This is a genomic window from Streptomyces mayonensis, assembly GCF_018982965.1.
In the GTDB taxonomy this organism is placed as follows: domain Bacteria; phylum Actinomycetota; class Actinomycetes; order Streptomycetales; family Streptomycetaceae; genus Streptomyces; species Streptomyces mayonensis.
The window spans coordinates 16,623-32,884 of the sequence record NZ_JACBYP010000038.1 but is presented as its reverse complement, the minus strand read 5'-3'; the positions used below and the strand labels follow the sequence as shown (position 1 = coordinate 32,884).

The following is a 16,262-nucleotide window of genomic DNA, read 5'->3' as shown; positions in this document are numbered from 1 at the left end:
AGCGTGCGCTAAAATATGGCTCATGGCAGGCAGACCGAGAACGTTCGACAAGGACGCGGTGCTCATGATGGCGATGCGCGCCTTCTGGGAGCGCGGATACGACGGGGTGAGCGTCGCGCAGGTGTGCAAGGAGGCGGGGATCGCCGCACCGAGCCTGTACGCGGCCTTCGGCGACAAGGACGCGCTGTTCGAGAAGGCGTGCGCGCTCTACACCGAACGTCTGGACGAGGACCTGGAGCGCGACCTGTCGGCACCCACGGCACGGGAGGCGATCGAGCGCCTGCTGCAGTCCTCGGCCGAGCACTTCTCCGCACCCGGACAGCCCCCCGGCTGCCTCGTCATGGGCGAGCCACGGCTCGCCGAACGGCGGGGCAGGACACGCGACATGATCCGGGCACGTCTGCACCGGGCCGCCGCCGAGGGAGAACTCGCGTCGGCCACAGAGGCCGACGGCGTAGCCGCGTTCGTCGACACCGTACTGGCGGGCATGGCCGCTCTGGCTCGCGACGGCGCCGACCGGGCACGGCTCATGGACGCGGCCCGCCACGCGGCCCGGATCTGGCCCGAGTGACGCCGCCCCGGGACTCGCCAGGGCCGTACTGACCGGTGGTCAGGCGGCGGCCACTTCGGGGAGCGGGGTGGCTGGTGGCGAACGGCGTGAGGGTCGTCGCCGGCATGACACGCCGCATCGCGAACCGGGCGACCGGGCCGGCGTTGCGGGTGAGGCCGGTGCCGGGGACCAGTCCCGGGTTGCAGCCCGCTGCGTCGATGCCGGTCGGCAGCCGGCGCGCGTACTCGTGAATCAGGTAGATCGCGGCCAGCTTGCTGGTCGGGTACGCGGTGCGCCCGGCGCTGGTGGTGGCGGGCCTTGGCCTCTGAGCTACTGTCCGCAGCTCCCGAACCTTGAAGTCCATCGCATCCCTGAACTGGGGTGTTGCGACGACCACTGGAACGGAAGACGGATTGCTGGAGGCCCGCCCTTTCCCGGGTCCTGACGTCGGCGCCAGGATCGTCACAGTCCTCCTGGTCACCGCCGGCGACGCGACCAGCTTCCATACCGTCGGCCGTCGCGCCTCCCGTGCGCTCCGCCACGGAACCCCTCCACGCCTGGACGCGTGGCCCCGCAAGGTTGTTCACACGGCTGAGTGGCGCGGCACTCGACATTCGAAGGTCACGCTCGGCCACCGTGCTCACCCGTTGCCCGGTGCCGTGCCCGGTACGGGCGCTGAGGGCTCGCCGCGACGGACGTCTGGCTGCTGGGGGGCCGGTGTGCCGGCAGTCAGAGCGTCTCACATCGTGACACGCGCTTTCCGGAAAACAAGACGCCTGAGATCGTTGCGGTACCCATGTTTCGCACGTGAAAGACCGAGCCATGTCCGCACCGGCCTCCGGCCCAGCAGTCCAGACCCCCGTCAATCCCCGGTCGCGGGTCCTCATCGCCAGCCTCATCGGCACGACGATCGAGTTCTACGACTTCTACATCTACGCGACCGCCGCCGTACTGGTCTTCCCGGAGCTCTTCTTCCCGAACAGCGACCCGACCACGGCCCTGCTGTCGTCGTTCGCGGTCTTCGGCGCGGCGATGGTCGCGCGTCCGATCGGCGCCGTCTTCTTCGGGCACCTCGGTGACCGGCTCGGCCGCAAGAAGACGCTGGTGGTCTCGCTGCTCACGATGGGCATCGCCACCTTTCTCATCGGCGTGCTGCCCACCTACGCGCAGGCAGGCTGGGCCGCCACCGCGCTGCTGGTGCTGATGCGGCTGGCCCAGGGCTTCGCGCTCGGCGGCGAGTGGAGCGGCGCCGCCCTGGTCGCCACCGAGAACGCCCCCAGCGGCAAGCGGGCCCTGTACGGCACCTTCCCGCAGCTGGGCGCCCCGCTCGGCTTCATCATCGGCAACGGCCTGTTCCTGATCATCGGGGCGCTGCTGCCGTCCGCGGCGGGCGCCGATCCCACGCAGCCGTCCGAGGCGTTCACCGACTGGGGCTGGCGCATCCCGTTCCTGTTCTCCGCCGTGATGGTCGCGATCGGCCTGTGGGTGCGCTCGCGGCTCGTGGAGTCGGCGGTGTTCGCCAAGACCCGGGAGACCGGCAAGGTGCGCAAGCTGCCGCTGGCCACGGTCGTCCAGGGCCACTGGAGGCAGCTGGTCCTCGGGACCTTCATCATGCTGGCGACGTACGTGCTCTTCTACCTGATGACCACGTTCTCGCTGAGCTACGGCCGTGCCGCCGAGGACGCCGACGTGCCGGGGCTCGGCTACAGCTACACGACCTTCGTCCTGATGATGATCTTCGGCGTGCTGTTCTTCGCCGCGTTCACCCTGGTCTCGGGACCGCTCGCCGACAAGTACGGCCGCCGCACCACCCTGATCTGGATCACGGCCGCCATCGTGGTCTTCGGCCTGGTCTGGGTGCCGCTGATCGGTCTGGGCACCCTCGGTGTGGTGCTCTGGCTGGTGCTCGGCTTCACGCTGATGGGCATGACGTTCGGACCGATGGGCGCACTGCTGCCGGAGCTGTTCCCGACGAGCGTGCGCTACACCGGGTCCGGCATCTCGTACAACGTCAGCTCGATCCTCGGCGCGGCCGTCGCCCCGTTCATCGCGGTGGCCCTGTGGGAGGCCGCGGACGGCTCGCCGTGGCTGGTCGGCGTCTACCTCTCCGCGATGGCGGTGCTGACGCTGACCGCGCTGCTCCTCGGCAAGGAGACCAAGGACGTCTCCCTGGACGAGGGCGAGACCCCGGCGGCCGGCACCCACACCCCGGCGGCCCCGGTCACCACCTCCGGCCCCTGATCCGACCGGCGTTCACCACCACCGGAAGCCGAGCGTCCGCGCGCCCGGCGTACGCGAGCCGATCCCGGGCATAACAACAACCTCCGCCCCTTGGGCACTTCAAACCCACCAGGCATCCGAGGGAGTTCGCATGCTGCGCGGCATCGACGTGAGCGCGTACCAGTCCTCCAGCTACGACACGGACGGTCTTTCGTTCGCCTTCATCAAGGCGACGGAGGGCCGTTCGTACATCAACCCCAAGCTCGCGGCCCAGACGAAGCGGGCCCGTGACGCCGGCCTCGTCGTCGGCTTCTACCACTTCCTGTGGCCGGGCAACCTGACCGCCCAGGCCGAGTACTTCGTCTCCAAGGCACCGGAGAAGAAGGGTGACATCCTCGCCGTCGACTGGGAGTCGAACGGCGAGGGCACCCACGCGAGCAACGCCGAGAAGGACAGCTTCATCAAGAAGGTGAAGTCCCTGCGGCCGGACCACAGGGTCCTGCTCTACTGCAACAGGAACTTCTGGCTCAACGTCGACGACACCTCGTACGCCGGCGACGGCCTCTGGATCGCCGACTACGTGTCGGCCGGCAAGCCCCGCATCCAGGCCGACTGGCGCTTCCACCAGTACACCGACGACCCGGTCGACACGAACGTGGCGGACTTCTCCGGCAAGGCCGCGCTCAAGGAGTGGGCGCAGCCCTGAGCAGGTCTCCGGGCGAGCGGTATCAGCCCCGGAAGTCCGCCGGCCGCTCCGGGGAGGCCTTCGCCAGGGCCTCGGTGACGCCGTCGACGCCGGCGCGCAGGCCGTATACGGGCGTGCCGGGCTGCTGGCGCCAGGAGTCGTCGATACCACCCGAGTCGACTGTGTCAAAACCCAGCTCGTCGATCAGGGCGCGGATCCTCGCCTTGGCCGCGGCGTCGTCGCCGGCCACCGGGAGCGCGATGCGGTCGGGCGCTCCGGCCGGGCGGTGGCGGTCCAGGATGTCCTGGGCGTAGGTGCCGTTGAAGGCCTTGACTACCGGGTGGCCGAGGTGGCCCTCGGTCCAGCGGCTCTCGGTCGCGCCCTCGTCCTCGATACCCGCGATCCTGCCGTCCCGCTGCCGCGGGTAGTAGTTGCCGGTGTCGAGGACCGCGAATCCGTCGGCCGCGCCGTCGAGGACGCCGGAGGGCAGGTCCGGGACGCGCTTCAGCGGGATGGTGACGACCACGATCTCGGCGCCGCGCGCCGCCTCCTCCACCGGTACCGGGGTGGCGCCGGTCTCCTCGGCGAGTGCCGTGAGCGTGTGCGGTCCCCGTGAGTTGGCCACGGAGACGTCGTGTCCGAGGGCGGTCAGGCGCCGGGTGAGGTTGCCGCCGATGTTGCCCGCGCCGATGATGCCGATCTTCATGATGGTGACTCGCCTGGCCTTCCGGAGGTCGTGTCGTGCGGAGCCGTCGGCTCGCGCCGGTGCCCAGCTCCAACCTCGGGGCACATCGTGCTATTCCACCGAAGGGGCGCCCGTCCGGGTGAACCGGTCGGGCGCCCCTGGTGGCGTCGTCACTTGTTCAGGTGGGCCCAGAACTCGTCGAACGACAGCTGCTTGTCGCCGTCGAGGTCGCGGCGGGCGATGATCGCCTCGGCCACGGACTCGGTGACGTTCCAGTCGCCGCCCTGGGCGAGCGCGGTCTTGAACTCGGCCGCGGTGATGAATCCGTCGTCGTCCGTGTCGATCCGCTCGAACTGCTTGCGTGCTTCCTCGATGTCCGCCACCGGTCCGCCCCTCGTGTCGTGCATGGGTCCTTCTGACGCAGGTCAGATTAACTTCCCGCCCATGCACGCGGTGCGGCGACCACCCGCCTGAACTGCCCCTCGGCGGTCAGTGCCAGGGCTTGTAGTGCGGGTTGCTCTCGCAGTCGCTCATGATCTCGGTCTTGGTCTGGCGGTCGACCGGGCAGACGCCGATGATGTACTGCCGCTGGATGCCGCCGGGGAAGGCGACCTCGACCTGGTCGGCCCACTTGTGGGTGTCGCCGATGGTCTTGTTGACGTCGATGCCGCCGGGGGCGTCGACGTAGTAGTTGTAGCCGGACTTGTACCAGGTCTTGTAGAGGTCGTGGTCGTAGCTCGTCGAGACGTACGGCGAGGGCTGGTTGACCAGCACGTACTTCTCGACGTCGTACTGGCCGTTGTAGACGTCCTTGGCGTGGAAGCCCTCCTCGAAGACGATCTGCGGGCCCCGGCTGTCGCTGCGGTAGAGGGTGCCGCAGGTGGTGCGCCAGACGGGCTCGGGGGTGATGCGGTCGAGGTCGACACCGCGGTCGGCGGCGGCCTTGGCCTTGTCGTCGAACTGCGGACAGGCGGGCGCGGCCTGGGCGGGGACCGCCGCCGGGGCCGCCGCCGGGGCCGCGGCGGGGGCCGTGGCGGCGGCCGAGCCGGGGGCGGTGGCGGCCGAGGTGGTGAGGACGGCGGAGAGCGACAGGACGGCGGCGGCCGCCCGGCGGCGCAGACGTGTGGAGATCATGCGCCCACGATCCCGGCTGCGGAGCAGCGCGTTCCGGATTCTCACCCGTAGGTGGCGTGTTGGGCGAACCAGGTTGCCTCACACGGGAGATGGTCCCGCGCTCACCGGTCCACGACCCGCATCTCGAACCAGGTGGTCTTGCCGCGCGGCAGCAGGTCGACTCCCCAGCGGTCGGACAGCTTGTCGACGAGGAAGAGCCCGCGTCCGCTGATGTCCGTCTCCTGCACGGGCATGAGGCAGGGCAGCCCCCTCGACGGGTCGCGGACCTCGATCCGGATCCAGCCGGGGCGGCGGCGCATGTGGAGGCCGAAGACCCGCGCGCCGGTGTGCCGTACGGCGTTGCCGACCAGCTCGGAGACGAGGAGGACGGTGTCCTCCGTGATCCTGGGGCCGAGTTTCCACTGGCGCAGGGCGACGACCTGGGCCAGCCGGCGGGCGGTGGCGGCGGACTCGGGGAGGGACGGTAACGGAACCTCGTGCTCCGTCGGGTTGCCGAACAGTTCCAGCGCCTTGAGTGCGCGTTCGTCCTCGACCGCCGGCGACCAGCGCGCCGCCGCGGTCGCACGTCCGGCTCCCCGCGGCTGTCCCGTACCCTCCAGCCCCGCCATGCCCCCATCATGGCCGCCCCCCACGGGCCCCGGGGCCGTTCCCGGGGAATACGCGTCTGCGAAGGCCGGACCGGCCGACGGTCGATCGGCATATGCCAGAGGCAGGTTGGCACCGGGAAAAGCCCCGTTGACCTGGGGGGACGGCTCTGCCGGAGACAAGCGACGGACTCCCTCGACAAGACAGGCTTAATGGTGCGTTAAGGCTGCCATAAACCGCCCCATCGAGGGACCCTGATGAGACATCGAGTCAATTGCAAGTGACGCGCGGGGAGTTCGGGTGAAACTTGTACTTGTTGTGGCGCGGACTCGGGAGAGGCTTCAGAGGAACTCGGCCTTGCCCGGGCCCTCTTCCACGAAGCTGCGCATCCCGCGTTCGCGGTCCTCGGTCGCGAACAGACCCGCGAACCAGTTCCGCTCGACGGCGAGGCCGGTCTCGATGTCCGTCTCGAGCCCCGTGTCGACCGCCTCCTTCGCCGCCCGCAGCGCGGTCGCGGGCCCCTTGGCGAGCCGTGCGGCCCAGGCGTGCGCCTGCTCGTAGACCTCGGCGGCCGGTACGACGCGGTCCACCAGGCCGATGGACAGCGCCTCGTCGGCCCTGACCTGGCGGCCGGTGAAGATCAGGTCCTTGGCCCGGGAGGGGCCGACCAGCCGCGAGAGGCGCTGGGTGCCGCCCGCACCCGGGATCAGGCCGAGCAGGATCTCGGGCTGGCCGAGCTTCGCGTTCTCCCCGGCGACGCGGAAGTCGGCGCAGAGGGCGAGTTCGCAGCCGCCGCCCAGCGCGTAGCCGGTCACCGCGGCGACAACCGGCTTGGGGATGCGGGCCACCGCCGTGAAGGAGTCCTGGAGGGCGCGGGCCCGCAGGATCATCGCGGCGTGGTCCATCACCTGCATCTCCTTGATGTCCGCGCCGGCCGCGAACACCTTCTCCCCGCCGTAGAGCACCACGGCGCGCACGTCCTCGCGCCGGGTGGCCTCCTCGGCCAGTTCCTTGAGCCGGTCCTGGGTGGCGACGTCCAGTGCGTTCATGGGCGGGCGGTCCAGGCGCAGCGTACCGACGCCGTCCGCGACTTCGAGGGTTACGGTCATGCCCAGCAGGTTAACGAACACTAACGGGAACGGCCCCGGTGCCGTACCTCACAACGAGGTGCGGCACCGGGGCCGTACGTCCGGCTCTCCCGGACGGCTCTCCCGGAGGAGTCACCGAAGGAGTCACCGACAGCTCAGGCCTTCCACTTCTCCCAGGACATGTTCCAGCCGTTGAGGCCGTTGTCCGGGGCGATGGTGTCGTCCTCGGAGTTCTTCACGACGACCACGTCGCCGATGAGCGAGTTCTCGAAGAACCAGGCGGCAGGCGTCTTGCCGTCCCCTCCGCCGCGCACGTCGCGCAGCCCTATGCAGCCGTGGCTGGAGTTGCGGTTGCCGAAGGCGTCGCCGCCCCAGTAGTTGCCGTGGATGAAGGTGCCGGAGGTGGACAGGCGCATGGCGTGCGGGACGTCCTTGATGTCGTACTCGCCGCCGTAGCCGACGGTCTCGCCGTTCATGCGGGTCACGGGAAGCCGTTCGGTGATGACCATCTGGCCGTTCCAGGTCTCGTAGCCGGGCGAGCCGGTGGTGACGGGGATGGTCTTGACGGTCTTGCCGTCCCGCACGACCTTCATCGTGTGCTTCTTGGCGTCCACGACGGAGACCTGGCTGCGGCCGACGGTGAAGGAGACGGTCTTGGCCTGCTCGCCGTAGACGTCCTCGCGGCCCTCGACGCCGTCGAGGTTCAGGTCGACGGTGACCTCGGTGCCGGGCTTCCAGTACTTCTCGGGCCGGAAGTCGATCCGGTCGTTGCCGAACCAGTGGCTCTCGACCTCGACGGCCGGCTCGGTCTTGACGCGGATGGCCTTCTCGACGTCCTCGGGGTTGGTGATGCCCCGGTTGAAGCGGATCGAGAACGGCATTCCGACGCCGACCTTCGAGCCGTCCTCCGGCGTGAAGGTGCCGACGAAGGTGTTCTTCGGCGTCAGGGTGGTGAAGCGGGAGTCCTCGGCGGCCGAGCGGCCCTCGGAGTCCTTGGCGACCGCGTGCACGGTGTACGTGGTGGAGGCGGCCAGGTGGGTGGACGGCGTCCAGGTGGCGCCGTCCTTGGATATCTCGCCGTCGACCTCCGTGCCCTTGGCGTCCTTGACGACGACCTCGGTGAGTCTGCCCTTCTCGGCACCGATCTTCAGGGCGCCGTCGGTCTCGACGGCCTTGGCCCCGTTCTCCGGTGCGACCGTGACGACGGCCTCGGACTGCTTGCTCTGTGCCGCCGTGGAGTCCTTGCCGTTCCCCTTGCCGTCCGCGGCCCCCGAGCCCGAACCGCCCCCGCCGCACGCGGTGACGGCCAGCAACAGCACCCCGAGGACCGCCCCCGATATCGGACGCACGTTCACCTTGTCTCCCCTCGCCGGGCCGCGACCGGCCCGCACACCCCGGTGCGCCGACGCGCACCGGCAGATCGTAACCGCAGGCCAGGGGCGCAGGGCACAGGTGAAATGTCACCGTTCCGTACCGAGTTGGACGGAACGGCGAGGGAGGGGGTGAGGGTGGGGCGTCCGTGTCACTTCACCGCGCTGCCCGCCGTCCACTTCTTCCAGTTCATGTTCCAGCCGCCCAGCCCGTTGTCGGGCGCGACGGTCCTGTCCTTGCTGTGGACCACCTCGACGACGTCGCCGACGAGGCTGCGGTCGAAGAACCAGCCCGCCGGGGTCTCGCCGGCGCCGCCCTTGACGTCGCGCAGCCCGATGCAGCCGTGGCTGACGTTGGCCCGGCCGAACGTGTCCGCGGGCGCCCAGTAGTTGCCGTGCAGAAAGGTTCCGGAGCTGGTCAGCCGGATGGCGTGCGGGACGTCGGGGATGTCGTACTCGCCGCCGAAGCCGACCGTGCGGCTGTTCATCCGGGTGACGTCGAGCAGCTCGGTGATCACCATTCTGCCGTTGTACGTGGGCGTGGTCGGGGCTCCCGCGGTGATCGGCACGGTGGCCAGCAGGGTGCCGTCGCGGCGCACCTCCATGGTCCGCCGGAGGGCGTCGACGCGGGAGACCTGGCTGCGGCCGACGGTGAAGGAGACGGTCTTGTCCTGGAGTCCGTAGACCCCTTCGGCGCCCTCGACGTCGCGCAGGCGCAGGTCGACGGTGACCTCGGTGCCGGGCTTCCAGTACTGCTCGGGCCGGAAGTCGAGGCGGTCCTTGCCGAACCAGTGGGGGCGGATGTCGGTGGCGGGCTCCGCGGTGACCGAGACGGCGCGTTCGACGGCGGCGCGGTCGGTGATCTCGCGGTTGAACTCCAGCGAAACGATCATCCCGGTGCCGACGACCGAGCGGTTCTCGGGAGCGACGTAGGCGATGAAGCGTTCCCCGGGGACCTTGGTGGTGAAGGTGGTGTGCCGGGCCGAGCGGTGTCCGCCGCCGTCCACCGCGACGGCGTCGACGGTGTACTTGGCGGCGAGCGCGAGCCGCCGGTCGTCGGGCCGCCAGCTGCGGCCGTCCTCGGAGATGCGGCCCGCCACCTCGGTCTCCCGTGCGTCCTGCGACCTGCGGACCTTCACCGACTCCAGCCGGCCGTCGGGCACCCGCACCGTCAGCTCCTCGTCCGGCGGGACGGCCTTGTCGCCGTCGCCGGGGGCGATCCGGATGACGTCCTCCGCGGCCGGGGCCTTGCCGAACATCTCGCCGATGCCCGAGGCGATGCCGGAGCCGGTCCCACCCCCGTCCGAGGTGCATCCGGTGGTCCCGGCCAGCAGTCCTGCCCATGTCAGTACGGCGGCCAGAGCGGCGCCCGCGCGCCGTGCGCGCCCGTGTACGTGCCTCACATCCACCCGTAACGACCGGCCGGTCCTGGGGAAACGTGAGTGCGAGCCAACCGGTGGGCAGAACTGTGGGGAGAGCGACGCGACGGGGAGCGGCGGCCGGGACGCCGCACGCGCTCGTGCCGGACGTCGTTCCGCGAGCCGTGGGAGGCTGACAGGTGTCCAGCGCAGCCGAGCAGGAGGCGGTCGCCGGGAAACGGGACGCCACGGACGGGTCCACCGCCGCCACGGCCGACGGCGCGGTGGCCGACACCGCTGGGACCGACGGCTCCCCGGCGGACGGCTCCGTGACCGACGCCGGCGTGGCCGACGGCTCCGTGGTCAACGATTCCGTGACCGACGGTTCCGTGGTCAACGATTTTGTAGTCGACGGCTCCGTGGTCGACGCCGCCGTGGCCGACGGTTCCGTGGCCAACGGTGTACGGCACACCGGCGTACGGCACACCGGCACCGGCGACCCCCAGGACACCGCCGGGCCGCCGCCCGCCGTCGCCGCCCGGCCGGGTACCCCGGTGCCGCTGGGCGCCCGGTTCCGCACCGGCCCGGACCAGGTGGCGGGGACCAACTTCGCGCTGTGGGCGGGCGGGGCGGAGTCGGTGGAGCTGTGCCTGTTCGACGCGCCGGGCTCGGGCGGCCGGGAGAGCCGGGTGCGGCTGGCCGAGCAGACCCACGGCATCTGGCACGCCTTCGTGCCGGGCGTGCTGCCCGGACAGCGCTACGGCTACCGGGTGCACGGCCGCTGGGACCCGTTCACCGGCGCCCGCTGGAACCCGGCGAAGCTGCTGCTCGACCCGTACGCGCGGGCCGTCGACGGCGACTTCGGCCTGCCGCCCGAGGTGTACGGTCACGTCCGCGACTGGCCGGACCAGCGGGTGGCGGACACCGTGCGCGACGACCGGGACTCGGCGCCGTACGTACCCAAGGGCGTCGTGGTCCATGACGACGACGACTGGTCGGACGACCGCAGGCCCAAGACGCCGTGGGCGGACTCCGTCATCTACGAACTGCACGTGCGGGGCTTCACCCGGCTCCACCCCGGCATCCCTCCCGAGCTGCGCGGCACGTACGCGGGCCTGGCGCACCCGGCGGCGGTCGAGCACCTGACCCGCCTCGGCGTGACGGCGGTGGAGCTGCTGCCGGTGCACCAGTTCGCACACGAGAGCCACCTCCTGGACCGCGGCCTCAGGAACTACTGGGGCTACAACTCGGTCGGCTACTTCGCCCCGCACGCCGCCTACGCCGCCTCCGGCACCACCGGAGAGCAGGTCGGCGAGTTCAAGCGGATGGTGCGCGCGCTGCACGCGGCGGGCATCGAGGTGATCCTCGACGTGGTCTACAACCACACGGCGGAGGCGGGCGAACTGGGCCCGACGCTCTCCCTGAAGGGCATCGACAACCACGGCTACTACCGCCTCCAGTCCGACGCCCGTCGCTACGCCGACTACACCGGCTGCGGCAACACCCTGCACGTCGTGCAGCCGCATGTGCTGCGCCTGATCACCGACTCGCTGCGGTACTGGGTCACGGAGATGGGCGTCGACGGCTTCCGCTTCGACCTGGCGGCGGCGCTGGCCCGCTCGATGCACGACGTCGACATGCTGTCCCCGTTCCTCGCGGTGATCGCGCAGGATCCGGTGCTGCGCCGGGTGAAGCTGATCGCCGAGCCGTGGGACGTGGGTTCGGGCGGCTACCAGGTGGGCGCGTTCCCGCCGCTGTGGACCGAGTGGAACGACCGCTACCGGGACGCGGTGCGGGACTTCTGGCGGCACGCGCTGCCGGACGTGCGCGAGATGGGCTACCGCCTGTCGGGCTCCAGCGACCTCTACGCCTGGGGCGGGCGCAGGCCGTACGCGTCGGTCAACTTCGTCACCGCGCACGACGGTTTCACGCTGCGGGACCTGGTGTCCTACGAGCGCAAGCACAACGAGGCGAACGGCGAGGGCAACCGGGACGGCACGGACGACAACCGGTCGTGGAACTGCGGCGCGGAGGGCGAGACCGACGACGCGGACATACGGGCGCTGCGCCGGCGCCAGCTGCGCAACCTGCTGACGACGCTGCTGCTGTCGACGGGCGTGCCGATGCTGGTCGCGGGCGACGAGATGGGGCGCACCCAGGGCGGCAGCAACAACGCCTACTGCCAGGACAACGAGACCGGCTGGGTGGACTGGAGCCTGCTCCACGACCCGGAGTGGCGCCCCCTGTTCGACCTGGCGTCCCGGCTGATCGCCCTGCGCCACCGCCACCCGGTCCTGCGGCGCCGGGCCTTCTTCTCCGGCCGGGCGCACTCCGCGGACGGCCTGCGCGACCTGGCCTGGTTCACCGCGGGCGGCACGGAGATGACGGAACGGGACTGGTACGCCCCCGCGGCCACCCTCGGCATGTATCTGTCGGGCCGTGACATCCCGGGCCGCGACGAGCGCGGCGCCCCGGTCACCGACGACAGCTTCCTGGCCGTCCTGCACGCCGGGGACGCGCCGGTGGACGTCGTGCTGCCGGGCCCGCCGTGGGCCGAGCGGTACGAGGTCGTCGTCGACACAGGCCGGGAGGAGCAGGACGGGGCGCCGGACACCGCGCACCCCGCGGGAGCGGCGATCCGGGTCCCGGCCCGGACGGTGCTGCTGCTGCGGGCGGGGTGAGCGGGGACGACGGGGGACGTCGACGGGGGACGTGTCTCCACTGAGGAGAAACGGTCAGCCGAGGATGCCGCGGTCGTACGCCGCCGCGACGGCCGCCGCCCGGTCCTTGACGCCGAGCTTGGCGTACAGGTGGGTGAGGTGGGTCTTCACGGTCGCCTCGCTGATGAACAGCTCGCGGGCGATCTCCTTGTTGGAGGTGCCGCGCGCGACCAGGGCCAGCACCTCGCGCTCGCGGGCGGACAGGGGCTCGCCGCCGGGCGCCTTCGGGGCGCGGACGGCGCAGACCAGGCGGGAGGCGACCGCCGGCGAGAGCACCGTGCGGCCCTCGGCCGCCGCGCGGACGGCGGTGAACAGGTCGTCGCGGGGCGCGTCCTTGAGGAGGTAGCCGGTCGCGCCGGCCTCGATCGCGGGCAGGGTGTCGGAGTCGGTGTCGTACGTGGTGAGCACGAGCACCCGGGCGCGGGCGCCGCGCCGGGTCAGCTCCCGGATGGCGTCCACGCCGGACCCGCCCGGCATCCGCAGGTCCATGAGGATCACGTCCGGGTCGAGCGCGGCGGCCAGGGTCAGGGCCTCGGCGCCGCCGGCCGCCTCGCCGAGGACACGGAAACCGGGCGCGGACTCGAACATGCCGCGCAGGCCGTCGCGGACCACGGGGTGGTCGTCGACGACGAGGAGGGAGATGGCGGCGTCGGCGCCGCTCGCGCTCTCAGTGGCGCTGTCGGTCGCGCTGTCATCGGTCATGGCGGACCAACGGTACGCGAGCGGAGACCGCCGTGCCGTGGCCCGGTTCCGCCTCGACGGTGAGCGACCCGGCGATGCGCTCGGCGCGCGCCCGCATGCCGTCGAGGCCGAAGCCGCCCGTGCCGGTGCGTTTGCGGGCGGCCGGCGGGTCGAAGCCACGGCCGTCGTCGCGGATGTCGAGGGTGACCTCGTCGCCCATGTAGGAGAGGGTGACGCCGGCCCGGCCGGCGGCGGCGTGCCGGGCCGTGTTGGACAGGGCCTCCTGGGCGATACGCAGGAGCGTGGCGGCGACCTCGTCGTGGAGGTGTTCGGCGGTGCCGGTGACGGTGAACCCGGTCTCGACGCCGGTGCGCTCGCCCCATTCCGTCACCGTCTTCTTCAACGCGTCCGGCAGCCCGTCCTCGGCCAGCGCGGCCGGCGCGAGGTTGTGCACGGAGCGGCGGGCCTCGCCGAGGCTGTGCCGGGCCAGGGCGAGGGCCCGGTCGAGGTGGTCGCGCCCGAGGTCCGCGTCCTCGGTGGCTGCCACGACCTGGAGCTGGGCGATGATGCCGGTCAGCCCCTGGGCGAGGGTGTCGTGGATCTCGGCGGCCAGCCGCCTGCGCTCGTCGGCGACCCCCGCCTCCCGGGCCTGGACGAGCAGTTGGGTGTGCAGGGCGGCGTTCTCGTCGAGCGCCTGCTGGAGCGCGGTGTTGGTGCGTTCCAGTTCGGCGATGGTCTCGACCCGGGCGCGGCCGCGGGCGGCCTCCGTCTCGGCGAGGCGGGCGAACACCACGAGGAGGACGACGTTGACCGCGAGGATCGCGCCGAACAGTACCCAGCCGGCCGCGTCGCCCGGCGGCATCCCGCCCGACTGCGAGCCGGCGATCGTCACCGCCGTGAGGAACAGTCCCGGCTTGAGCAGCCGGGGTGGCAGCAGCCGGTCGACGCCGAAGTAGCCGGAGTACGCGTAGAACCCGAAGAGCGGGTTGAGCCAGGCCAGGACGAACGCGATGGCGCAGCGCGCGAAGTAGAGGCAGACGCTCGTCGGGGTCGGGCCGGGCCGGGTGCGGGCGGCCCGGGACCACAGCAGTTGCAGGCCGACGGCGGCCACGATCAGGGCTCCCGCGAGGTACCACTGGTCCGCGGTCGTGCCGATCAGGTCGGAGGCCGCGGCGGCGACGACCGTGCCGACCGCGAGCAGGCCGTACGGCCCCCACTGGTGGAACGCCGTCCACTGGCCCTCGACGGTTCCCGTTTCACTCACCGGGCCAGTGTCGGTCATCGGGCCGGTACCGGTCACCGGTCCGGTACCGGTGCCGGTCGTCGACCCGGTGCCGACAACCGCGCCCGTGCCGGTCATCGGACCCGCGCCAGCCACCGCACCCGCGCCAGCCACCGCACCCTTGACAGCCACCACGCCCGTGCCAACCACCGCACCCGTGCCGGCGACCGCGCCCGTGCCGGTCATCCGCGCGCTCATTCCCAGCGGAACCGGCGGGAGGCCGCCGAGGTGAGCACCACCGTCCAGGCCACCAGGACCGCCAGGTGGGACCAGCCCGGCCAGCCGCCGGCCGCGGCCTCGTTGAGGGCCTGCGCGGCGGCGCCGAAGGGGGTCCAGCCCACGATGCGGGCCAGCAGGTCCGGCATGGCCTGCACCGGCAGCCACACGCCCGCGCAGAACATCGCGGGGAAGAGCGCGGCCGAGCCGACCGCACCGGCGATCTTCGTGGTGCGGGACAGGGCGGAGAGCAGGGCGCCGAGGGAGAGCGCGGCGAGCACCGCGAGGAGCAGCGCGAGGAGGTAGCCGAGGGGCTGCTCGGGCAGCGCGACGTCGAAGGCGAGCCGGCCGACCGCGAGCGCGAGCAGCGCCGAGAGCAGGGCGGCCCCGCCGCACACCACCATCTGCGCGGACAGCAGCGCCGCCGGACGCACCGGCGTGGCGGACATCCGGCGCAGGATGCCGCGCTCCCGGTAGCCGGTGAGGACCTGCGGCATGCCCTGGAGCCCGCCGACGGTCAGGCCGAGCAGCACGGCCACCGGCACGTAGGCGTCGACCGGGCGCAGCCCGCCGATGGCGGGGTCGGCCTCGCGGAAGGACGGGATGGAGCCGAGGATCGCGAGCAGCACGGTCGGGAAGAACAGCATCCAGAACAGGGCGCCGGGTTCCCGGCGGAACAGGCGCAGTTCGGTCCTCAGCACGGCGGTGTGGAAGACGTCGGTGGTCATGCGGGGGCCTCCGTGAGGTCCAGGAAGGCGTCGTCCAGCGTGGTGTCGGTGACCCGGAGCTGGTGGGCGGTGACGCGGGTGCGGGCGAGCAGCGTGATGACGGCGTTGACCGTCTCGTCGGTGCCGGTCAGGGTCACGCGGCCGTCCCCGCGCCCCGCGGGGTCCGCGGCGGAGCCTTCGGCGGAGACGAGGCCGGGCAGCGCGCGCAGGTCCTCGTCGTCCAGCGGCGCGGACGGGGTGAAGCTGATGACGGTGGCGCCCGCCGAGCGCCGGATCAGCCCGGCCGGGGTGTCGAGGGCGGCGACCCGGCCCCGGTCGAGCACCGCGATCCGGTCGCACAGGCGCTGGGCCTCCTCCATGAAGTGCGTGACCAGCAGGACGGTGACGCCGCCCGCGCGGACGTCCTCGATGAGCTGCCAGGTCTCGCGGCGGGCGCGTGGGTCGAGGCCGGTGGTCAGCTCGTCCAGGACGACGACGCGCGGGTTGCCGACGAGGGCCAGGGCGATGAACAGGCGCTGCTTCTGACCGCCGGACAGCTTGCCGAACCGGGTGTCCAGCTTCGCGCCGAGGCCGAGCCGCTCGGCGAGCGGGCGCCAGTCGGCGGGCCTCGGGTAGAAGGCCGCGTACAGTTCCAGGGCCTCGCGGACGGTGAGTCTGGCCTGGAGTTCGCTCTGCTGGAGCTGTGCGCCGAGGACGCGGGCGACGCGCTCGTGGTCGGCGACGGGGTCGAGGCCGGTGACCCGGACCCGGCCCGCGTCGGGGACGCGCAGGCCCTCGACGCACTCGACGGTGGTGGTCTTGCCGGCGCCGTTGGGGCCGAGGACGCCGAAGATCTCGCCCTCCTCGACGGCGAAGGACACACCGTCGACGACGGGGCGGTCCCCGTAGGTCTTGCGCAGGTCGGTGACTTCGATGACGGGCATGGCACCAGCGTCCCGGCGGTCGCGGGTCCGGCGCATC

At 71.8% G+C, this 16,262-nt stretch carries 16 protein-coding genes; 4 read left to right on the top strand and 12 right to left on the bottom strand.

Going from position 1 to position 16,262, the window contains the following annotated elements; translation table 11 throughout:
- The first annotated feature begins 22 nt into the window (after positions 1-22).
- The gene (locus HZS56_RS16850) at positions 23-571 is read left to right on the top strand and encodes a TetR/AcrR family transcriptional regulator (RefSeq protein ID WP_216721512.1); all 549 of its coding nucleotides are present in this window, start codon (positions 23-25) and stop codon (positions 569-571) included.
- Here HZS56_RS16850 and HZS56_RS16845 read toward each other — a convergent pair.
- On the bottom strand, positions 528-914 hold the full coding sequence (locus HZS56_RS16845) for a Rossmann-fold NAD(P)-binding domain-containing protein (protein ID WP_216721511.1): 387 nt from the start codon (positions 912-914) through the stop codon (positions 528-530). The two genes, HZS56_RS16850 and HZS56_RS16845, sit on opposite strands and share 44 nt — an antisense overlap.
- A 458-nt stretch (positions 915-1,372) precedes the next feature.
- Here HZS56_RS16845 and HZS56_RS16840 point away from each other — a divergent pair, with 458 nt between their 5' ends.
- Both HZS56_RS16840 and HZS56_RS16835 read left to right on the top strand, forming a co-directional pair.
- Complete coding sequence (locus tag HZS56_RS16840; protein WP_216721510.1) at positions 1,373-2,791, top strand: MFS transporter; 1,419 nt, start codon at positions 1,373-1,375, stop codon at positions 2,789-2,791.
- 130 nt (positions 2,792-2,921) lie between these two features.
- On the top strand, positions 2,922-3,476 hold the full coding sequence (locus HZS56_RS16835) for a glycoside hydrolase family 25 protein (protein WP_216721509.1): 555 nt from the start codon (positions 2,922-2,924) through the stop codon (positions 3,474-3,476).
- 22 nt (positions 3,477-3,498) lie between these two features.
- On the opposite strand, the gene HZS56_RS16830 is transcribed toward HZS56_RS16835, so the two are convergent.
- From HZS56_RS16830 to HZS56_RS16800, 7 genes are all read right to left on the bottom strand, one after another.
- Complete coding sequence (locus tag HZS56_RS16830; protein ID WP_308408086.1) at positions 3,499-4,245, bottom strand: NADPH-dependent F420 reductase; 747 nt, start codon at positions 4,243-4,245, stop codon at positions 3,499-3,501.
- A 65-nt stretch (positions 4,246-4,310) separates the two neighbouring features.
- Entirely contained in the window at positions 4,311-4,523 is a 213-nt protein-coding gene (locus HZS56_RS16825; protein ID WP_216721542.1) for an EF-hand domain-containing protein, read from the bottom strand.
- Between the two features lie 106 nt (positions 4,524-4,629).
- Positions 4,630-5,274 (bottom strand): ADP-ribosyltransferase, encoded by a 645-nt coding sequence (locus tag HZS56_RS16820; protein WP_216721507.1) that lies wholly within the window; start codon positions 5,272-5,274, stop codon positions 4,630-4,632.
- A 101-nt stretch (positions 5,275-5,375) separates the two neighbouring features.
- A complete protein-coding gene (locus tag HZS56_RS16815) occupies positions 5,376-5,882 on the bottom strand; it encodes an ATP-binding protein (protein WP_216721506.1) in 507 nt (168 codons plus the stop codon).
- A gap of 318 nt (positions 5,883-6,200) precedes the next feature.
- Positions 6,201-6,968, bottom strand: coding sequence for an enoyl-CoA hydratase/isomerase family protein (locus HZS56_RS16810; RefSeq protein ID WP_216721505.1), 768 nt, complete (start codon positions 6,966-6,968; stop codon positions 6,201-6,203).
- 134 nt (positions 6,969-7,102) lie between these two features.
- Positions 7,103-8,302: a L,D-transpeptidase gene (locus HZS56_RS16805; protein WP_216721504.1), complete on the bottom strand. Its 1,200-nt coding sequence runs from the start codon at positions 8,300-8,302 to the stop codon at positions 7,103-7,105.
- A gap of 167 nt (positions 8,303-8,469) precedes the next feature.
- Positions 8,470-9,720: a L,D-transpeptidase gene (locus HZS56_RS16800; protein ID WP_216721503.1), complete on the bottom strand. Its 1,251-nt coding sequence runs from the start codon at positions 9,718-9,720 to the stop codon at positions 8,470-8,472.
- Positions 9,721-10,094: 374 nt separating this feature from the next.
- Between HZS56_RS16800 and glgX the strand changes: the two genes are divergently transcribed.
- Complete coding sequence (gene glgX, locus HZS56_RS16795; RefSeq protein WP_374201177.1) at positions 10,095-12,356, top strand: glycogen debranching protein GlgX; 2,262 nt, start codon at positions 10,095-10,097, stop codon at positions 12,354-12,356.
- 54 nt (positions 12,357-12,410) lie between these two features.
- Here the strand turns inward: glgX and HZS56_RS16790 are convergent, their stop codons facing one another.
- From HZS56_RS16790 to HZS56_RS16775, 4 genes are all read right to left on the bottom strand, one after another.
- Positions 12,411-13,097, bottom strand: a complete 687-nt coding sequence (locus HZS56_RS16790; protein WP_216721502.1) for a response regulator — start codon at positions 13,095-13,097, stop codon at positions 12,411-12,413.
- Entirely contained in the window at positions 13,087-14,358 is a 1,272-nt protein-coding gene (locus HZS56_RS16785; RefSeq protein ID WP_216721501.1) for a sensor histidine kinase, read from the bottom strand. The genes HZS56_RS16790 and HZS56_RS16785 overlap by 11 nt, the downstream gene beginning before the upstream one ends.
- Before the next feature lie 194 nt (positions 14,359-14,552).
- Complete coding sequence (locus HZS56_RS16780; protein ID WP_216721500.1) at positions 14,553-15,302, bottom strand: ABC transporter permease; 750 nt, start codon at positions 15,300-15,302, stop codon at positions 14,553-14,555.
- Entirely contained in the window at positions 15,299-16,225 is a 927-nt protein-coding gene (locus tag HZS56_RS16775; protein WP_216721499.1) for an ABC transporter ATP-binding protein, read from the bottom strand. Before HZS56_RS16775 ends, HZS56_RS16780 begins: the two co-directional genes overlap by 4 nt.
- Positions 16,226-16,262 lie beyond the last annotated feature (37 nt).